The following is an 18,480-nucleotide window of genomic DNA, read 5'->3' as shown; positions in this document are numbered from 1 at the left end:
GGTCAGTCCTCCAGAAGCCGGGCGGTGCCGCCGCCGTCGGGTGCCGCGAGGACCCGGACCGCGCCGGCCGCGATGTCCTCGTCGGTGTCGAGCGTGAAGCCCGCCGTGCTGAGGATGCCGGCGATCGCCGGCAGCATCGCGGTGCCCACCTGTCCGAGCCGCTGCATGGTCCCGGCGGACACGTCCCGCGCCGCCGCCGCACGGGCCGCCGCGTTGGCCAGACTCGGATGCGGGCGCCAGTGCACGCTCACCGCCGCGTCGTCGTCGCCGAGCACGTCCAGCTCGACGATCACCCCCTGGGCGACCAGCGGATGCAGCCCGCCGGCCGACGGGAGTCCGGCGATGAGCAGTTCGTCCTGCACTTCCCCGGCGAGGCGCCGCATGGCTGCCATCGTCTCGTCGCTGGGCGGCTCCATCAGGTGCTCCTCGCTTCTCGTTCGGGTCGTTCGGGGTCGTTCGGGTCGGTCGGGTCTGTCAGGTCACGCGGGTCACGCGGGTCGTTCCGTTCAGAACCAGCTGCGCGGATTCAGGGTCTGCCAGCCCATCGCGCTCGCGGCGCTCCTGATGTGGCCGGTCAGCAGTTCCGTGGACGCCGCGGCGAACGCGTGGTCCTCAGCATAGGGAACGCTGTACGTGATCTTGGCCGTTCCCTTCAGGCCGCCCGAGAGCCGCGGCAGGCAGATCTTGGCGCACGGATAGCGCTCGGTGTACAGCTCGGTGATCTTGTCCATGCTGATGCCCTTGGCCTTCAGCTGGTTGATGATGTCGATCTCGGCGTGCAGCTTGTTGCCCTTGCTGAAGCCGATGACGATGTCGTCCAGCCCTTCCACCTTGGCCGCGGCCACATTGCGGCCGAACGGGAACCACTGCACACCGTCCTTGAACCGCGCCTGGAAGGCCGCCTTCGCCAGGTCGGTGGAGGCATAGGCCACTTCCGAGATGCACGGCCCGAGCCCCAGCGGGTCCGACCAGAGCGTCGGGTTGTGGACGTAGCCGTAGGGGTTGGGCGCCGGGGACAGGCCCAGCGGGTCCGGGCTGAGGTAGCGGGCGGCGAACGGGTCGTAGTAGCGGTAGTGGTTGTAGTGCAGTCCGGTCTCGGCGTCGGCGTACTGTCCTGGGAACCGCAGCGGGCAGTCCGGGCCGCCGGCGGGCGGTCCATCCCACGGCAGGCCCCAGAGCGTGGCCCGGCCCTGCGGGTGGACACGGCCGTCCTCACCGATCAGCTCGGTGGGGGCGCCGATCAGGTCGGTGACGATCGCGTAGAACCGCCGGTCGACCTCCTCCTGCCCGGCGTCGAGCCCGGCGTCCTGCCCGGCGTCGAGCGCGGACCTGACCTCGGTCTGCGTCAGCGGGATGTCGCCGTCCGGTGTCCAGTCCCACGTCGTGGTGGCGACCGCGCCGGTGCCGGGCTCGGTGCGGACCTGCTCCAGGAGCTGCGTCCCGTGCCAGACGAAGTCGGTACGGTCCAGCACCGCGCCGTCCGCGCCCAGCCGTTCCTTGGCGATCCGGCGGCCCAGCGGGTTGTACCGGTAACGCCAGACGGCACCGTCGGGGGTGGTCACTCCGGTGAGCCGGTCCTCGGCGTCCCAGGTGTACGTCCAGACCTTCCCGCCGCCGGAGAGCAGCGCGCGGCTGCGCCGGACGGTCCGGCCCTGGGCGTCGTAGGTGTACCGGTCGCGGCCGATGCGCCGCGGCCGCATCCCGGTGTACTCGCTGTCCGGCGCCTCCTGGCCGCCGGCCGAAGCGGAGGTGAGGTTTCCGGCCGGGTCGTAGGTGTAGCGCTCCGACCAGCCGCCGGCCGTGCCGTCCCCGCCCCCCGTGCCGTCCACCGCGACGATCCGGCCGGCCGCGTCCGTGGTGAGCCGGCGGCCCGCCGCGGGCTCCTCGATCGCGGCGAGATAACCGTCGGGGCCGAAGCCGAAGCCGCGCCGGCCCGCGGCGGCGCCCGCCCCGTACACCGTCTGGGCGACGAGCCGGTCCGCGCGGTCCCACTCCTGGCGCAGGAAGAGCCGGCCGCCGCTGCGGCGTTCGGTCTCCCGGCCGGCACCGTCGTAGCCGAACTCCAGCGTGGTCCCCGCGGTGCGCAGTTCGACCGGGGAGTTGGCCGCGTCGTACACCCAGCGGGACACGGCGCCGCTCGGGGTCACCCGCTCGACGGTGCGGCCGAGGAGGTCGTGGGCGACCGTCACCGTGCGCCCGTTGACGGTCTCGGCGACGACCCGGCCGGCCGCGTCACGGACCAGGCTCAGCTCTGCGTCCGCGCCGGCCGCGCCGACCGTCCGGCCCACCGCGTCGAAGACGTAGGTGGTCACGGTGGCACCGGCCCGCACCTCGGTGGCGTTGCCCATCGCGTCCCGCCGGTAGGTGACCTCCTCACCGGCTCCGTTGGTCCGCCGGACCAGCCGGCCGGCCGCGTCGTAGGTGTAACCGACCGTGCGCCCGTCGAAGTCGGTCTCCCGGATCACCCGGCCCAGCGGGTCGTGTTCGTACCTCCAGGTGAGCCCGAGCGGATTGGTGACCGCGACGAGCCGGCGCTCGGTGTCGTACGCGTACCCGTACGTCCCGCCGTCCGCGCCGGTCCTGGCGACGGTGCTGTCCATCCCGGCGACGGTGAAACGGGTGACCTGGCCGTCCGGGGCGCGGTGTTCGACGGTGTTGCCCTCGCCGTCGTACGTCCACGCGTCGGCCGAACCGTCCGCGCGGACCCGCCGGGCCAGCAGCCCCTCGACGGTCCAGCCGAGTCCGGTGACCTCGCCGGCCGGCGAGGTGATGGCGGCGATCCTGCCGAACGGGTCGCGGGCCAGCTCGGTCACCGCCCCGCCGGCGTCGGTGAGGCGCACCGGGATACCGGCCGCGTCGTTCCGCATCCGCTGCTGCACGGTGCCGAGCGCGTCGGTGACCGAGGTCGTCGCGCCGTGCTCGTCGTGGCCGAAGGCGGTGCGGGCGCCGGTGGGATCGGTGACCGTCAGCTGGTTGCCGCGCTCGTCGTAGCTGTACAGCCACCGGCCGCCGTCCGGCTGCGTGACGGCCACGGGGAGCCCGGGTCCGCTGTACTCGACGGTGCCGGTGGTGCCGTCGGGGTGGGTGACAGAGGTGGGGTTGCCGTCGGTGTCGTAGGTGAGGGTGGTGGTGTGGCCGAGGGGGTCGGTGATGGTGAGGAGGTGGTCGTAGCGGTCCCAGGTGCGGTGGGTGGTGTGGCCGAGTGGGTCCGTTTCGGCGGTGAGTTGGTAGTGGTCGTCGAAGGCGTAGCGGGTGGTGTGGCCGAGGGAGTCGGTGGCCTCGGTGACGCGGGGCTGGTCGTGATAGGCGTAGCGGTAGCCGAGGATGCCGTCGGTGCCGGTTGTGGCGGTGCAGCGGCCGAGGGTGTCGTAGGTGTAGCCGTACCAGGTGCCGTTGCGGTCCTGCCAGCGGGTGATACGGCCCGCGTCGTCGTAGTCGAAGGTCAGGGGCTGGCCGGAGGAGTTGGTGACGGCGGTGAGGTGGCCGCCGGTGTAGCCGAAGGCCAGCAGGCGGGGGCTGCCGGGGGCGGAGGCCAGGTGCAGGGCGGTGACCCGGCCCTGCCGGGTGGTCACCGCGATGCGGTAACCGCCGCTGTGGGCGACCTCCCTGGGGGCGCCGGTCGCGTCGTCGTAGCCGATGGTGACGCGGTTGGCGTTGCGGTCCGTCGTCGCGGTGAGCGGGAGCAGGCCCGCGGGGGCACCGGGCAGGTGGCGGAAGTCCAGGGTGCGGCCGGCCTCCGGCTGGCTGACGCTCATGGTGCCGCCGGGGGTGCCGTCCCAGGTCAGCGGCCACCGCGGGCCTTCGAACGGCAGGACGGGACGGCCCGGTTCGGGTATCGGGTAGTGCAGCACCATGCCGTCGGGGGTGGTGAAGCGTATGCCCTGGTCGTCCAGGAGCAGCCGCTGGTCCAGCGTCGAACCCCAGGTCGGCCCGAACCAGCGGCCCCCGCGGAACCCGGAACGGTGGTGCCGCTCCAGCACCAGCGGCAGCACACCGGGCAGTTCGACATCCACCGCCGACATGACCATCTCACCGGACGCCATGTCGATCGGGTCACCACAGGTGATCAGGGTCTTGATGTCCCGGCTCGCGGAACGGATCAGCCCGGCACCCTTACGGACGGAGGTGGCGATATGCTCCAGCGCCTCACCGGACTTGAGGAGAGCGGGCAGTTCACGGGCCGTTTTCAGCAGGCCGCCGGCGGTGGTCAGGCCCTTGAACATCGGGATGCAGTCCAGCGCCGCGAACAGCACGTCCCACAGACTCGCCTTGCCCTGCAGGTACTTCATCACCGTATCCGCCAGCACGATGACCGCTGCCGCCAGCACCAGCCACGCCAGCGGGCCACCGATGATCAGGACCACGATGCCAAGAACCGCGACAATCACCTTGCAGGCCGCGACGATGTCGTCCCAATGGCCGGCGACGAAATCGACGGCCTTCTCCCACCAGTGCTTGTTCCTGATCCCCGCATCGGAGGCCTCGCGCAGCGCATGCTGCGCGGCATCCGCGGCCCGGTCCCGGACACCCGCCGCCTGCGCGGCCAACTCCTTCGCCGCATCCAGCCGGGCCTGCGCGTCACGGACAGCCGAACTCGCCGTGGCGTGAGCGGTATCGGCATCGGTGGCGTTACGGGCCGCCGCCCGGACATCGGCCTCCGACGGCGGGGGCACCCCCGGCTTCGGATCGGCCTGATACTCCCTGGACGCGTCCTGCGCCCGCCTCACCCACGCGTCAGCCGCGGACAGCTGGGACTTCGCCGCATCCAGATCCGCCCGCGCGGTGCGGCCCTGGGCGAGGGCGCGGTCAGCGTCCCCCTGGGCGGTCTGCAACTGCGGCCAGTAGTCGTCCAGGGCACCCGACGCGAGGCGGTAGGAGCGCTCCAGCTTGTCGAGTTCACCGGGGAGGTCCCCGAACTGCTCCCGGTAGGCATCCCCCGACAGGCCCGCCCACTCCTGGATCACCGAATCCCCGTCAAGACCCCGTACCGACCGCAGCGCGGTGCCGACGTCGTCGGCGAAGTCCCCCAGCTTCCGCGCGAGTTCCCGCACCTCGTACGGATCACCCGGCACCGGATCCCGGTCCAGATCCAGCACATGCCAATCCGTCGGACGGCCCATCCCCCGACACCCCCGTGTCTACTGCCAACTACCGGACGGTCTGCACCAGTTGACCTCCCCTTGGCAAAGGACGCAAGCAGACCGCCCCGTGGTTCCCCTGCCGGGGACCACGGGGCGGCGTCAGGCCGTGGGGCAGGTCAGGCCGGCGGCAGAAGGTCGACGCCCGCCGACGGGGGGAAACCGACGCGGCGGGCGAATTCGGCGATGCCGGTCAGCTGGTCGGCGCCGAGGGAGAAGTCGAGGGTGGTGAAGTAGCGCCGCAGCAGATCCTCGTCGAAGGACTCCCAGCGGGCCGCCTGCTCGGCGACCTTGGCGACCTCTTCCAGGGACAGGTCGCGGGAGGCGAGGAAGGCGCGGTGGACGTCGTGGACAGCGGCCGGGTGGGCGGCCAGGTAGTCGCGGCGGACGGCCCAGATCGCGAAGACGAAGGGGAGGCCGGTCCAGTCCTTCCACATCTGGCCGAGGTCGTGGACTTCGAGGCCGAGCCGGGGTGCGTCGTGCAGGGACGCCCGCAGGGCCGCGTCGCCGATCAGCACCGCCGCCTGGGCCTCCTGCATCATCAGCGAGAGGTCGGGCGGACACCGGTAGTAGTCGGGTGAGACGCCGTAACGCTCGGTGAGCAGCAGTTCGGCCAGGCGGACCGAGGTGCGACTGGTGGAGCCGAGGGCGACGCGCTGGCCGTCGAGCTGCTGGAGCGGCACCTGGCTGACGATCACGCACGACATGACCGGTCCGTCGCAGCCGACCGCGATGTCCGGGAGGGCGACCAGCTCGTCGGCGTGCTTCAGGTACTCCATGAGGGTGACCGGGCCGATGTCGAGGTCGCCGCCGATCAGCTGCTCGCTGAGCTTCTCCGGGGTGTCCTTGGTCAGCTCCAGGTCGAGCAGGGCACCGGTTCTGGCGAGGCCCCAGTAGAGGGGGACGCAGTTCAGGAACTGGATGTGGCCCACCCTGGGACGGATGGGGCCCGCTACGTCTCCGGTTACGTCGTCACGCGCAGATGTGTCCATATGCCGGACGCTACTCCTGGTACCGCGGGAGGCCGCGTACGGGGTGCCGGGCACGCCGAAAGGCTCTTCTCCGGCCATATCGCCCGGCGCCACGGCTGTCGGCGGCCGGCTGTCCCCCGGACGGCGGGAGGGCGTCCCCCGGCCGGCCGAAGAGGGATCTTGTTGCTCTTCCCCGTCCCAGACCCCACATGCTAGGCTCGTCGCAAGTTGCAGTTTGGTTTCCTTGCAGTACTAAAGCCTGCGGAGCATGTAACCCGCAGGCTTTTGTAATTTTCAGACTTCGCAGTTGCAGGTTCTGGAGCAGGGCAACCCTTTGGGCCCAAGGAGGGCTTTATGGCTACCGGAACCGTGAAGTGGTTCAACGCTGAAAAGGGCTTCGGCTTCATCGCCCAGGACGGCGGCGGCCCGGATGTCTTCGTCCACTACTCCGCGATCAACGCCTCCGGCTTCCGCTCCCTTGAGGAGAACCAGCCGGTGACCTTCGACGTCACCCAGGGCCCGAAGGGCCCGCAGGCGGAGAACGTCACCCCGAACTAGTCCTCGCTAGTCCGGTTTGAAATCGGCGCGGTCGCGCCCAGAACCTGCAGTACCCAAGGGGCCCCGCACACCTACGCGGGGCCCCTGCCTCTTTTCCCGCCACGCCCCTCAGCCCCGCCTCTTCACCGCGTGAACTCCACGCCCGCCAAGACGTGTTGCGGAAGCACCCCAGGGAGACGGCTGGGCAAATCGGTGACACCCCCCGAATCCCCGCCACCCCATTGAGCCCCCTCCCCGCATTCGCCCCGAATTGCCCCCCCAACAACCAAACACCCCCCACCGCTCTGCTGGCGCGTCGCGCACGGCTGAGGAGCGGGTGGGGGCGGAGGGGGCGGATCGGGTGGCGTTGCGGGTGCGGGGGGAGCTTGGGGGGTGAGGGGGTCAGGCGGTGTGCGGTTCGCTGTCGCGGGCGGCGGGGGTGGCCGGCGCCGCCGGAGAGGAGGCACGGGCCTCGTCGTCCGCCTCGTCCTCCTGGCTCGCGCTGGCCGCGAGGTTCATCCGGGTGCGCTCCACCCGGTCGGAGACCTTCTGGGCGGCCTGTTCCCTGGCCCCCCGCAGCAGCACCCAGCTCAGCGGCGCCGAGACGATCAGCGCGAGCAGGGCGACCCACAGGTAGTTGGAGTCACCGAGCCCGGCCGGCAGGACGCGCAGCCGTACCAGACCCCAGATGACACCGAAACAGGCGACGATGAGGCCGAAGCGCAGTGCGGTGTAACGGAACATGCCACCAGTGAAGCACGCGCCGCACCGGATCCGCCGGGCGCCCCCGCCCACGGGCGGCCCCGGCGGCTTCAGAGCGTCAGGAGCATATGGATGTCGTCGCGGTCGTCACCCGGTGCGACCCGGATCGCGCCGGGGACCCGGCCGACTTCCTTGTAGCCGCAGCCCGCGTAGAAGAGGTCGACCCCGGTGCCGCCGCGGCAGGTGAGGCGGATCGCCTCGATGCCGTGGAAGGTGCGGGCGGCCTGCTCGACGGCGGCCATCAGGGTGCGGCCGTAGCCTTTGCCCTGGTGGCCGGGGTGGACCATCACCGTGTAGAGCCACAGCCAGTGGGTCATCAGCCGGTGGGAGTTGTACGTGAGGAAGGCGGTCGCGGCGACCCGCCCGTCCTCGCACCCGCTGTCCCGCCCGATCAGCAGCCGCCGCTCGCCCGCGGCCACCGCGGCCAGCGCGCGGTCCAGGTCGGGGCGTATGTCCGCACCGGTCACCGGGGGCACGAAGCCGACGGCACCGCCCGCGTTGGACACGTCGGTCCACAGCGCGAGGATGCCGTCCCGCAACTCGTCGTCGATCACCGGGTCCAGCTGGCAGGTAAGACTCATAAGCCCATGCTAGCCATTACCCCCAGAGGCGTCCCGGGGATGCCGCACACCCTCGGTGTCACCCTCGTCACACCAGAACCGGCGCCGGGGACACCGGCGCCGGCCCCGCCCGCGTCACACCCGCATGGGCTGCGGCGACTCCCGCCGCGCCCCGTCCGGCCCCGGGTACTCCCGGATGATCTCGTACCGGGTGTTCCGCTCCACCGGCCGGAAGCCCGCGTCCCGGATCAGGTCCAGGATGTCGTCCCTGGTCAGCTTGTTCGGCGTGCCGTAGTCGTCCGCGTCGTGGGTGATCTTGTACTCCACCACCGACCCGTCCATGTCGTCCGCGCCGTGGTTCAGCGCGAGCTGCGCCGTCGACAGGCCGTGCATCACCCAGAAGACCTTCACATGCGGCACGTTGTCGAAGAGCAGCCGGGACACCGCGAAGGTCTTCAGCGCCTCCGCCCCGGTCGCCATCGTGGTGCGTGCCTGCAGGGTGTTGCGGACCTTGCCGTCCTTCATGTCCACGAAGTCGTGCTGGTACCGCAGCGGGATGAAGACCTGGAACCCGCCGGTCTCGTCCTGGAGTTCACGCAGCCGCAGCACGTGGTCCACCCGGTGCCTGGGCTCCTCGATGTGGCCGTAGAGCATCGTGGAAGGCGTCTTGAGACCCTTCTCGTGCGCCAGCCGGTGGATCCGGGACCAGTCCTCCCAGTGGGTGCGGTGGTCCACGATGTGCTGCCGGATCTCCCAGTCGAAGATCTCCGCGCCGCCGCCGGTCAGCGACTCAAGACCCGCGTCGATCAGCTCGTCCAGGATGTCCGAGGCGGACATGCCCGAGATGGTCTCGAAGTGGTGGATCTCGGTGGCGGTGAACGCCTTCAGCGACACCTGCGGCAGTGCTTCCTTGAGCGCCTTCAGCGAGCGCGGGTAATAACGCCACGGCAGCGACGGGTGCAGGCCGTTGACGATGTGCAGCTCGGTGAGACTGTCCGCCTCCATCGCCTTGGCCAGCTTCACGGCCTCCTCGATGCGCATCGTGTACGCGTCCTTCTCCCCCGGCTTGCGCTGGAAGGAGCAGTACGCGCACGACGCGGTGCACACATTGGTCATGTTCAGATGCCGGTTGACGTTGAAGTGGACCACGTCACCGTTCTTCTGGGTGCGCACGTGGTGCGCGAGCCCGCCCAGCCAGGCCAGGTCGTCGGACTCGTAGAGGGCGATCCCGTCCTCCCGGGTCAGCCGCTCGCCGGCGTGGACCTTCTCCTCCAGCTCGCGCTTGAGCCCAGCGTCCATGTCTCTCCTCCTACGCGGTCAGCGCTTACGACCGTACGCCTACGCCTCTTCCGGCAACTGGCCGACCCGGTTCTCCCATTTGGTGGACAGCACGATCGTGGTACGGGTCCTGGCCACGCCCTTGGTGCCGGAGAGCCGGCGGATGGTGTGCTCCAGGCCGTCCACATCACCGACCCGCACCTTGAGCATGTACGAGTCGTCGCCCGCGATGAACCAGCAGTCCTCGATCTCGTCCAGGTCCCGCAGCCGGGTCGCCACTTCCTCGTGGTCCGCGGCGTCGGAGAGCTGGAGGCCGACCAGGGCGGTGACGCCCAGGCCGAGCGAGGCGGGCGCGACGGTGGCACGGTAGCCGGTGATCACACCGGCCTGTTCCAGGCGGTTGATGCGGTCGGTGACACTGGGGCCCGACAGGCCCACGAGCCGGCCCAGTTCCGCGTACGAAGCACGACCGTTCTCGCGCAACGCCTGGATGAGCTGCCTGTCCACCGCGTCCATCAGAATGGACCCTCCCGTTCGTGCCGTGACTGCGCTGTCCGGACAAGAATCTAAGGCATGGACGGGGCCGCGCCCTGCGCATCTACTCTTCCGGCGGCGTACCAGCTCCATCGAAGGGCCCGTCCACGCCGTCCCCGGCCGCCCGCGCGCCCCCCTGCGCGCCCCCCAGTGCACCGCGCCACCGCCGGTACAGCTTGTGCGGGACACCCGCCGCGTCCAGCGCCCGGCCGGCCACGAAATCCACCAGCTCCTGGATATGGGTCGCACCGGCGTAGAAGGCCGGCGAGGCCGGCAGCACCACCGCGCCCGCGTCGTCCAGCGCCACCAGGTGCCGCAGCGTCTGCCCGGCCAGCGGCGTCTCCCGTACCGCCACCACCAGCGGCCGGCGCTCCTTGAGCGTCACCGAGGCGGCCCGCTGCAGCAGGTCCTTGGACAGCCCCAGCGCCACCCCGGCCACACAGGCGGTGCTGGCCGGGACGATCAGCATGCCCCTGGCCGGATAGGACCCGGACGAGGGACCCGCCGCCAGGTCGCCGGCCGCCCAGTACCGCACCGCCGACAGGTCGAACAGACCGGACGGGAAGGCGTCGGGGCTGCCGTCGGCGCCCCGGGCCAGCCAGCGGGCCAGGTCCTCCTGCCAGTGCGCGTCCCGGAAAGCGGCGCCGGTCTCGTCCAGCAGGGTGAGCCGGGCCGCCCGGCTCACCACCAGGTCCACCTGCTCACCCGCGTGCAGCAGGGCACGCAGCACCGAAGCGGCGTACGGAGTGCCCGAGGCACCGGAGACGCCCACGATCCACGGCCTGCGGCTGGTCTGGTCCACGCCGTCGAGCGTAACCGCCGGGCCGCTGGGTAGCGTGACCAGGCGGCCCGCGCGGGAACCGCCGGGGGCGCCGGGGACGTTGTGTCCCATGACGGACCACGGGACCGCTGGGGGGTTTCTGTGACTTACGGACAGACCGAACGCCGGGCGGCACGCCCCAGGTCGGGCCGCGCCGACGCCTTGCTCGCGCCCCTGCGGGCGGGCGGCCGGGCGACGATGGCGGGCGCCCTCATGCTCGGCTGGGTGGCCCTGCTGTGGGTGCTTGAGGCCATCGATGTCATCGCCGGGCACCGGCTGGACACCCTGGGCATCGTGCCGCGCAAGAGCAGCGAACTGCTCGACATCATCCCGTCGGCCTTCACCCACTTCGGCTTCGACCATGTGGCCTCCAACAGCCTGCCGCTGCTGGTCCTCGGCTTCATCGCGGCGCTGCGCGGCATCGGCCGCTTCCTCGCGGTGGCCTTCACCATCATCGTCATCGGCGGCCTCGGCGTATGGCTCGTCGCCCCCGCGCACACCAACACCGCCGGTGCCTCCGGCCTGATCTTCGGCCTCTTCAGCTATCTGCTGGTCCGCGGCTTCGTGGACCGGCGGGCCCTGGACATCGTGGTCGGCCTGATCGTCGGCGCGCTCTACGGCTCCATCCTGTGGGGCGTCCTGCCGACCGCCACCGGCGTCTCCTGGCAGGGACACCTCTTCGGGCTGATCGGCGGCGTCGCGGCGGCCTTCCTCTTCCGCGAGCGGCACCGCCCCGCCGAGATCACCGGCGCCTGACCCACCCGCGGAAAACGCGGGCGCGGCCACACAACCCCGGCGGCTACTCTCGGGTCTTACGGCATATCGTCACGTCATTTTCTCGCAGCGACCGAGGAGTCGTCATCGTCACCACACGCAGGACCCTCGCCGCCGCCGGAGTGGTGGCCGTCATCGCGGCCGGCTCCGCGGCCTGCGGCACCGCCCAGGCCGGCTCCCCGCAGGGCAAGGTGGAGAACGCCTTCACCAAGCTCGGCGACCAGAAGGCCCTCACCGTCGGCGCCTCCTTCGACGCCTCCGCTGACCAGATCTGGTCCGCGCTGCGCGGCGAGGACGACTTCACCAAGGCCGACGCCACCCTGCTGGCCGGTCTGCACGCCCAGTACGCGGTCAGCGCCGACCGGCCGCTCACGGAACTGACATCCGGTGACAAGAACGTCTCCCTCGGCGTCCTGCTCTCCGACGACCCCGCCGGGAAGAAGAACCTGATCGAGGTCCGCCAGGTCGCCGACGCCCTCTATCTGCGGGCCGACGTCAAGGCCCTGGAGCAGCTGGACACCACCGCCACCGGAAAGAACGACGGCGACCTGGACAAGCTCCTGGGCGGCACCGACGGCCTGCCCTCCTCGCTCGGCGCACTCAAGTCCGCGCTCGACGGCAAGTGGATCAGCATCGACAAGAAGTTCCTCGACTCCCTGAGCGCCCTCGGCGGCCCGGGCACCTCCGGCCTCGACGCCACGTCCCAGGCCCAGCTGGTGACAACGCTGAAGAACGCCCTGCTCCACAACGCGAAGTTCAAGGACCTCGGCAGCCACGACGGCGCCGACCACGTCCGGGTCGACGTCCCGGCCCAGCAGTTCGCCAAGGAGCTCAAGCCCGGTCTGTCCACCGCGCTCAAGGGAGTCCCCGGCTTCTCCGCGGCGCAGCTCGACCGCCTCGACGACGTACCGGCCAAGACCGTCACCGCCGACCTCGCCATCAGCGACGGCATGGTCTCCGGCATCACCGTGGACGTCGCCCAGTTCGACAGCAAGGCACCGGCCGGCAAGCTGCCGCTCGCGCTCACCTTCACCGGCGGCGCCGCCAAGATCACCGCACCCGCCGGCGCCACCTCGCTCGACCCGCAGGACCTCTTCGGGCTCATCGCCTCGGGCCTGACGCCCGGCGGCAAGGCGCCCAGTTCCGCCGGTATCGACCAGATGCTGAAGAACCTCGACCTGTCCGGTCTGAGCCCGGACACCTCGACCGGCACCACCGGCACCTCGGACGCCGGCTTCTTCAACTACACCCCGCTGACCTAGCCCCCACCCGCCGGGCGCGGCCCGCGGGGCTATGCCCCCAGGCCGCGCTCGACCAGGTCGAAGAGCGCGAAGACGAAGAGCGTGATCCCGATCACGCCGTTGACCGTGAAGAACGCCCGGTTCAGCCGGCTCAGGTCGTGCGGCTTCACGATCGCGTGCTCGTAGAGGAACGCCCCGGCGACGATCGCAAGCCCCACCCACCAGAACGCCCCGGCATGGGTGGCCAGCCCGTACCAGACCAGCAGGCCGGTGGTGACCGCGTGGCAGACCCGCGCGCCGTAGAGCGCGGCCGGGATGCCGAAGCGGGCCGGCACCGACTTCACACCGTGCGCCCGGTCCGCGGCCACGTCCTGGCAGCCGAAGATCAGGTCGAAACCGCCGATCCACACGCCGACCGCGACCCCCAGGATCACCGCGTCCCACGACCAGGAGCCGGTGACCGCCAGCCACGCCCCGATCGGGCCCATCGCCTGCGCGATGCCCAGGATCGCGTGCGGGAAGTGGGTGAACCGCTTGCCGTACGGATAGACCACCATCGGCACCACCGCGATCGGCGCCAGCGCCAGGCAGAGCGGGTTGAGCAGCGCGGCGGCCCCCAGGAACACCACCACGGCGACCAGCGCGCCGGTCCACGCGGACCGTACCGACAGCGCGCCGGTGACCAGTTCGCGCCTGGCGGTCCGCGGGTTGCGGGCGTCGATCTCCCGGTCGATGATCCGGTTGCAGGCCATCGCGAAGGTCCGCAGGCCCACCATCGCCACGGTGATCAGCAGCAGTTCGAACCAGTGCACCGCGCCGTTCTCGCGGAACATCGCGGTCAGCGCGGCGATGTACGCGAACGGCAGCGCGAAGACCGAGTGCTCGATCATCACCAGCCGCAGAAAGGCGCGGACTTTGCCGTCGGGCCGGGGTTCGGACTCGAAAAGGTCAGGCGTGGTCGCGCTCACAGGCCGTATTCCTTCCAGCGCTTGGTCACCCGGTCGTGGGTCTCGGGGTCGGAGAGCACCATCTCAGGCCAGCCGCCGTCACGGGTGTAACCCTCCTCCGGCAGCTTACGGGTCGCGTCGATTCCCGCCTTCCCGCCCCAGAACTGCTGGTACGAGGAGTGGTCGAGGTGGTCCACCGGGCCCTCCACCACCGTCAGGTCGCGGGAGTAGTCGGTGTTGCCCAGTGCCCGCCAGGCGACCTCGTGCAGGTCATGCACGTCGCAGTCCGCGTCGACCACGATGACCAGCTTGGTCAGCGACATCATGTGCGCCCCCCACACCGCGTGCATCGTCTTCTGCGCGTGCTTGGGGTACTTCTTGTCGATCGAGACGATCGCGCAGTTGTGGAAGCCGCCCGCCTCCGGCAGGTGGTAGTCCACGATGTCCGGCACGATGATCTTCAGCAGCGGCAGGAAGAAGCGTTCCGTCGCCCGGCCCAGCGGCCCGTCCTCGGTCGGCGGCCGGCCGACCACGATCGACTGGAAGAGCGGCCGCCTGCGCATCGTGACGCAGTCGATGGTGAGCGCCGGGAACTGCTCCTGCGGCGTGTAGAAGCCGGTGTGGTCGCCGAACGGCCCCTCCGGCAGCGTCTTCCCGGGTTCCAGCCAGCCTTCGAGCACCACCTCGGCGGCGGCCGGCACCTGCAGCGGCACCGTCTTGCAGTCCACCATCTCGACCCGCTTGCCCTGCACGAAGCCGGCGAAGAGGTACTCGTCGATGTCGCCGGGCAGCGGCGCGGTCGAGGCGTACGTCACCGCGGGCGGGCAGCCGAAGGCGATGGCGACCGGGAGGCGTTCACCGCGGCGCTGGGCCACCTGGTAGTGGTTGCGGCTGTCCTTGTGGATCTGCCAGTGCATGCCGATGGTGTTCCGGTCGTGCCGCTGCAGCCGGTACAGGCCCAGGTTGCGCACCCCGCTCTCCGGGTCCTTGGTGTGCGTCAGGCCGAGGTTGAAGAACGACCCGCCGTCCTGCGGCCAGGTGAAGAGGGCCGGCAGTTGCTCCAGGTCGACGTCGTCGCCGGTGAGCACGACCTCCTGGACGGGCGCGTCCCCCGGTTTCACCTTCTTCGGCGGGACGTGCATCATCCCGGCGAGCTTGCCGAACGCCTCCCGCACCCCGACGAAGCCGTGCGGCAGCTCGGGCTTGAGCAGCCCGGCGATCTTGTCGCTGATGTCGCTGTAGGCGGTCAGGCCGAGGGCTTTCAGCAGCCGCCGGTCGGTGCCGTAGACGTTCATCGCCAGCGGGGCGATCGAGCCGCGGACGTTCTCGAAGAGCAGCGCGGGGCCGCCGGCCTTGTTCACCCGGTCGGTGATCTCGCCGACCTCCAGATACGGGTCCACCTCGGCGGTGATCCGCCGCAGGTCGCCGTCCTTCTCCAGGGCCCGCAGGAACGAGCGGAGGTCGTCATAAGCCATGCGCCCAGTCTTCCATCCCACACCGGCCGATCCCGCCCGCGGGGCCCGCGGTGTGGACGCCGTGGTTAACCTGGAACAGGTCATGGGTTGGTCGACCCGTTACTGAACGCTCTGCCGGACATGGGGGACGTGGGGGTCTGATGCTGCACTATCTGCCGTACCTGCTGCTGATCACACTGTGGATCTACGCGCTGGTGGACTGCCTCGGCACGCCGCAGCGTGACATGCGCGGGCCGAAGCTGATGTGGCTGGTGGTCATCCTCTTCTTCGGCGAGATCCTGGTCGGCCCGCTGGCCTGGCTGATGCTCGGCAAGCGCCGGGTGGCGGCGGCCTACCCGCAGTCGGCGTACGGCTACCGGCGCCGCGCGGTGCCCGAGCCGGCCGCGGCCGGTGCGGACCGGGCGGTCGAGGAACAGCCGGCGCCGCGGTTCATAGCCCCCGACGACAACCCGGAGTTCCTGCGGTCGCTCAGCGAACTGATCAAGCAGCAGCGCAAGGACGGCACGTCGCCGTCGGGGTCACCGGACAGCGAGTAGACCCCGGAGCCGGACGGGGCTCCGGGGTCCGTCCGACGAGTCTCACACTCCGGCGTACGAATGCTTGCCCGACACGAAGATGTTCACGCCGTAGTAGTTGAAGAGGAAGCACGCGAAGGCGATCAGCGCGAGGTAGGCGGCCTTGCGGCCCTTCCATCCCGCGGTGGCGCGGGCGTGCAGGTAACCGGCGTAGGCGACCCAGGTGATGAAGGACCAGGTCTCCTTCGGGTCCCACTCCCAGTAGTGCCCCCAGGCGGCCTGCGCCCAGATCGCGCCCGCGATGATGGTGAAGGTCCACAGCGGGAAGACCAGCGCGTTCATCCGGTACGCGAACTTGTCCAGGCTCGCCGCGGCCGGCAGCCGCCGCATGATGTCGCCCCACCGGTTGTTCTGTGCCCGGCCGGCGGTCAGCGCGAGCTCGTAGTGGTCGCGGAAGAGGTAGAGCCCGGTGCCGATGGCGGCGAGGAAGAACACCGCGCCGGAGATGATCGCGCACGAGACGTGGATCCACAGCCAGTACGAGTGCAGCGCCGGCACCAGCTGCTCGCTGGAGGTGTAGAGGACCGTCGTGGCCAGGCCCAGGTCGAGCAGTACCGCGGTGACCAGGATCAGCCCGATCCAGCGGACGTTCTTCTGCAGCGCCAGCAACACGAGGTACGCGCCGACCGCGACCGCGCCGAAGGTGGTGGAGAACTCGTACATGTTGCCCCAGGGGGCGCGCTGTACGGAGGCGGCGCGGAAGACCACACCGCCGACGTGCAGCAGCCAGGCCAGCACCGTGAAGGAGATCGCGATCCGGCCGTAGAGGTCGCCCTTGTCGCTGGTGCCCGCGGCGCCCGGGCCGTCGGCGATGCCGCGGTCGCTGGCGGAGGAGCGGGTGATGACCTTCGGCCGCTCGATGGTGGTGGTGCCGCCCCGCTGGGCGACCTGGACGGTGACCCCGGCGGCGGTGTCCGCCGCCGCGGTCCGCTCCGCGGTGAGGGCGGCGGACTGCACGGCGACCTTGCTGCGGCCGCCGAAGACCCACTCCGCGAGGTGTGCGAGGAAGGCGAGTGCGTAGATGAACATCGCCGAGCGGATGAGGTAGTTGCTGTAGTTCGCGAAGTTCTCGTTGACCGCGGCCGCGAAGTTCACGCGCGGGCTCCTTCGTCGTTCGTCTGGGGCGTGGGCGTTCCGGAATCCTCGGAGGCCGGTGGGCTGCCGTCGGGGTCCGGGCGGGGACCGGGCACGGTGTCCGGCTTGACGGGTGCGTCGGGCAGCAGTTGCAGGCCGATGTCGCCGAGTTCGTCGGCGATCCGGGCGGACTCCGAGCGGCCGAGGCCGCCGAGTTCCACCAGGGTGGCGCCGTCGGTGCTGTCGGTGCCGGCGCCGGCCTTCACCCAGATCCGGCGCCGCTGGATGAAGAGCGACCCCATCAGCCCGACGATCATGCAGGCGCCGCTGACCAGGGCGAGCACATTGCCGGACTGGTGGGAGACGGTGAAGCTGGCCCAGGTCTTGATGCCGTCGAAGGTGAGGCTGCCGGAACCGTCCGGCAGGGTGATGGCCTCACCGGGCTTGAGGGTGACGCCGTTGACGCCGGTCCGCGTACCGAGCTCGTACTGCTTCATGTGCGTGGTGTCGAGCTGGTAGACGTTCTGCGCGATACCGGAGTCGATGCCCAGGTCACCGTGGTAGGCGGTGAGCCAGAGCAGGGGCTGCTCGGGTTCGGGGAAGAGCGAGATCGGGCCGCGGCTGGTGTCGCCGGTGGGGGTGAAGTAGCCGCTGAAGGCGAGCTGGTCGGGCTTGCCGTTCTTGCCGACCGCGTCGGGGACCTTGATCACGCCGGTGGACGTCAGGTTGTTGTCCTGCGGCAGGAACGGCACCGGGCCCCGGTAGGCGACGTTGCCCTGGGCGTCCTTGACGGTGACCACGGGCGCGTAGCCGTGCGAGATGAGGTAGACCTTCTCGCCGCCGATGCTCAGCGGGTGGTTGACCGAGATGGAGCCGGCCGTCTGCTTGCCCTCGTCGCCGTTCCAGTAGTGGATGTTCGCCTGGAACTTCAGCGCGCTGCCGCGCTCCGGCCCGCTGGTGGCGTACCGCGACTCGAAGTTGTCGAGCGTGAAGCCGAACGGCTGCAGGTCGTCCGCGCCGTACCAGGTGCCGGGGCTGAAGTCGTCGTACTGCGTCAGGTTGTTGGTGAAGCCGTCGCCCTCGACGATCAGCTTGCCGCCCTCGGCCTTCTCCAGCGAGGTGAGCGCGAAGCCGATCAGCAGCCCGAAGAGCGCGATGTGGAAGATCAGGTTGCCGGTCTCCCGCAGGTAGCCCTTCTCACCGGCGACCGAGGTGCCGGTGACGTGGGTACGGAACCGGCGGCCGCGCAGCACCTTGCGGGCGGCCTCGGTGACCTGCTCGGGGGACGCGTCGGTCCGCCAGGTGCTGTACGCCGGCAGCCGGGTCAGATGGCGCGGGGCGGCCGGCGGCTTGGCCCGCAGCTGGCCGACGAACTGCCAGCTGCGGGGAACGATGCAGCCGGCCAGGGAGACGAAGAGCAGGATGTAGATGGCCGAGAACCACGGCGAGCTGTAGACGTGGAACATGCCCAGGCGGTCGTACAGCGGGCTGATGTCGGGGTGGGCCTTCTTGAACGCGTCGACCTTGAGCATGTCGGAGCGCTGCGGGATGAGCGAACCGGGGATCGCGCCGAGCGAGAGCAGGAAGAGCAGGATCAGCGCCACCCGCATCGAGGTGAGCTGCCGCCAGGTCCAGCGCAGCCAGCCGAACACGGTCATCGCCGGCGCCTGCGCCAGCGTGTCGGCCGGCTGGGTGCTCAACTGCGCGCCGGCCGCGCCGAGTCCGTCCTCCGTGCGGTCCTGGTCCGCGTCGCCGGCACGGGCGTCGCCGTCCGTCTTCTGCGTGATGCTCATG

General features: G+C 70.6%; 16 protein-coding genes. 4 read left to right on the top strand and 12 right to left on the bottom strand.

Annotated features, from left to right (window positions below; translation table 11 throughout):
- Positions 1-2 precede the first annotated feature (2 nt).
- From OG552_RS21260 to OG552_RS21250, 3 genes are all read right to left on the bottom strand, one after another.
- Positions 3-416: a hypothetical protein gene (locus OG552_RS21260; protein ID WP_329135262.1), complete on the bottom strand. Its 414-nt coding sequence runs from the start codon at positions 414-416 to the stop codon at positions 3-5.
- 90 nt (positions 417-506) lie between these two features.
- Positions 507-5,096 carry a DUF6531 domain-containing protein gene (locus tag OG552_RS21255; protein ID WP_329135260.1) on the bottom strand — a complete coding sequence of 1,530 codons (4,590 nt, stop codon included), beginning with the start codon at positions 5,094-5,096 and terminating at the stop codon, positions 507-509.
- A 161-nt stretch (positions 5,097-5,257) separates the two neighbouring features.
- Positions 5,258-6,130: a menaquinone biosynthetic enzyme MqnA/MqnD family protein gene (locus OG552_RS21250; RefSeq protein WP_329135258.1), complete on the bottom strand. Its 873-nt coding sequence runs from the start codon at positions 6,128-6,130 to the stop codon at positions 5,258-5,260.
- Positions 6,131-6,463: 333 nt separating this feature from the next.
- Here OG552_RS21250 and OG552_RS21245 point away from each other — a divergent pair, with 333 nt between their 5' ends.
- The gene (locus OG552_RS21245; protein WP_033177709.1) at positions 6,464-6,667 is read left to right on the top strand and encodes a cold-shock protein; all 204 of its coding nucleotides are present in this window, start codon (positions 6,464-6,466) and stop codon (positions 6,665-6,667) included.
- A 381-nt stretch (positions 6,668-7,048) separates the two neighbouring features.
- On the opposite strand, the gene OG552_RS21240 is transcribed toward OG552_RS21245, so the two are convergent.
- The 5 genes from OG552_RS21240 to OG552_RS21220 form a co-directional block, all read right to left on the bottom strand.
- Positions 7,049-7,390 carry a DUF4229 domain-containing protein gene (locus OG552_RS21240; RefSeq protein ID WP_329135256.1) on the bottom strand — a complete coding sequence of 114 codons (342 nt, stop codon included), beginning with the start codon at positions 7,388-7,390 and terminating at the stop codon, positions 7,049-7,051.
- 68 nt (positions 7,391-7,458) lie between these two features.
- Positions 7,459-7,989 carry a GNAT family N-acetyltransferase gene (locus OG552_RS21235; protein ID WP_329135254.1) on the bottom strand — a complete coding sequence of 177 codons (531 nt, stop codon included), beginning with the start codon at positions 7,987-7,989 and terminating at the stop codon, positions 7,459-7,461.
- Between the two features lie 114 nt (positions 7,990-8,103).
- The gene (gene mqnE / locus OG552_RS21230; protein ID WP_329135253.1) at positions 8,104-9,267 is read right to left on the bottom strand and encodes an aminofutalosine synthase MqnE; all 1,164 of its coding nucleotides are present in this window, start codon (positions 9,265-9,267) and stop codon (positions 8,104-8,106) included.
- A gap of 39 nt (positions 9,268-9,306) precedes the next feature.
- On the bottom strand, positions 9,307-9,762 hold the full coding sequence (locus OG552_RS21225; RefSeq protein ID WP_329135251.1) for an Lrp/AsnC family transcriptional regulator: 456 nt from the start codon (positions 9,760-9,762) through the stop codon (positions 9,307-9,309).
- An 82-nt stretch (positions 9,763-9,844) separates the two neighbouring features.
- Positions 9,845-10,582 carry a UbiX family flavin prenyltransferase gene (locus tag OG552_RS21220; protein WP_329135249.1) on the bottom strand — a complete coding sequence of 246 codons (738 nt, stop codon included), beginning with the start codon at positions 10,580-10,582 and terminating at the stop codon, positions 9,845-9,847.
- Between the two features lie 216 nt (positions 10,583-10,798).
- On the opposite strand from OG552_RS21220, the gene OG552_RS21215 reads away from it, so the two are divergent.
- Both OG552_RS21215 and OG552_RS21210 read left to right on the top strand, forming a co-directional pair.
- Positions 10,799-11,356 (top strand): rhomboid family intramembrane serine protease, encoded by a 558-nt coding sequence (locus OG552_RS21215; protein WP_329140975.1) that lies wholly within the window; start codon positions 10,799-10,801, stop codon positions 11,354-11,356.
- Positions 11,357-11,499: 143 nt separating this feature from the next.
- Complete coding sequence (locus OG552_RS21210) at positions 11,500-12,636, top strand: hypothetical protein (RefSeq protein WP_329135246.1); 1,137 nt, start codon at positions 11,500-11,502, stop codon at positions 12,634-12,636.
- A 29-nt stretch (positions 12,637-12,665) separates the two neighbouring features.
- On the opposite strand, the gene mqnP is transcribed toward OG552_RS21210, so the two are convergent.
- Positions 12,666-13,583 (bottom strand): menaquinone biosynthesis prenyltransferase MqnP, encoded by a 918-nt coding sequence (mqnP, locus tag OG552_RS21205; RefSeq protein ID WP_329135244.1) that lies wholly within the window; start codon positions 13,581-13,583, stop codon positions 12,666-12,668.
- Positions 13,580-15,037 (bottom strand): menaquinone biosynthesis decarboxylase, encoded by a 1,458-nt coding sequence (locus OG552_RS21200; RefSeq protein ID WP_329135242.1) that lies wholly within the window; start codon positions 15,035-15,037, stop codon positions 13,580-13,582. The genes mqnP and OG552_RS21200 overlap by 4 nt, the downstream gene beginning before the upstream one ends.
- A gap of 140 nt (positions 15,038-15,177) precedes the next feature.
- On the opposite strand from OG552_RS21200, the gene OG552_RS21195 reads away from it, so the two are divergent.
- Entirely contained in the window at positions 15,178-15,573 is a 396-nt protein-coding gene (locus tag OG552_RS21195; protein WP_329135239.1) for a PLD nuclease N-terminal domain-containing protein, read from the top strand.
- Positions 15,574-15,615: 42 nt separating this feature from the next.
- Here OG552_RS21195 and ccsB read toward each other — a convergent pair whose 3' ends face one another.
- Positions 15,616-16,707 carry a c-type cytochrome biogenesis protein CcsB gene (ccsB, locus tag OG552_RS21190; RefSeq protein WP_329135237.1) on the bottom strand — a complete coding sequence of 364 codons (1,092 nt, stop codon included), beginning with the start codon at positions 16,705-16,707 and terminating at the stop codon, positions 15,616-15,618.
- Positions 16,704-18,479 carry a cytochrome c biogenesis protein ResB gene (gene resB / locus OG552_RS21185; protein ID WP_329135235.1) on the bottom strand — a complete coding sequence of 592 codons (1,776 nt, stop codon included), beginning with the start codon at positions 18,477-18,479 and terminating at the stop codon, positions 16,704-16,706. The genes ccsB and resB overlap by 4 nt, the downstream gene beginning before the upstream one ends.
- Position 18,480: the final 1 nt, after the last annotated feature.

This window comes from Streptomyces sp. NBC_01476 (assembly GCF_036227265.1).
Taxonomy (GTDB): Bacteria; Actinomycetota; Actinomycetes; order Streptomycetales; family Streptomycetaceae; genus Actinacidiphila.
Note: the sequence above shows the minus strand (reverse complement) of the source record. Positions and strands in the feature narration are given on the sequence as shown.

Coding starts and splice junctions, on each gene's coding strand:
- OG552_RS21195 (WP_329135239.1), top strand. CDS start 15,178: ATGCTGCACTATCTGCCGTACCTGCTGCTGATCACACTGTGGATCTAC.
- OG552_RS21250 (WP_329135258.1), bottom strand. CDS start 6,130: ATGGACACATCTGCGCGTGACGACGTAACCGGAGACGTAGCGGGCCCC.
- OG552_RS21225 (WP_329135251.1), bottom strand. CDS start 9,762: ATGGACGCGGTGGACAGGCAGCTCATCCAGGCGTTGCGCGAGAACGGT.
- OG552_RS21260 (WP_329135262.1), bottom strand. CDS start 416: ATGGAGCCGCCCAGCGACGAGACGATGGCAGCCATGCGGCGCCTCGCC.
- mqnE (WP_329135253.1), bottom strand. CDS start 9,267: ATGGACGCTGGGCTCAAGCGCGAGCTGGAGGAGAAGGTCCACGCCGGC.
- resB (WP_329135235.1), bottom strand. CDS start 18,479: ATGAGCATCACGCAGAAGACGGACGGCGACGCCCGTGCCGGCGACGCG.
- OG552_RS21240 (WP_329135256.1), bottom strand. CDS start 7,390: ATGTTCCGTTACACCGCACTGCGCTTCGGCCTCATCGTCGCCTGTTTC.
- OG552_RS21215 (WP_329140975.1), top strand. CDS start 10,799: ATGGCGGGCGCCCTCATGCTCGGCTGGGTGGCCCTGCTGTGGGTGCTT.
- OG552_RS21200 (WP_329135242.1), bottom strand. CDS start 15,037: ATGGCTTATGACGACCTCCGCTCGTTCCTGCGGGCCCTGGAGAAGGAC.
- OG552_RS21235 (WP_329135254.1), bottom strand. CDS start 7,989: ATGAGTCTTACCTGCCAGCTGGACCCGGTGATCGACGACGAGTTGCGG.
- OG552_RS21245 (WP_033177709.1), top strand. CDS start 6,464: ATGGCTACCGGAACCGTGAAGTGGTTCAACGCTGAAAAGGGCTTCGGC.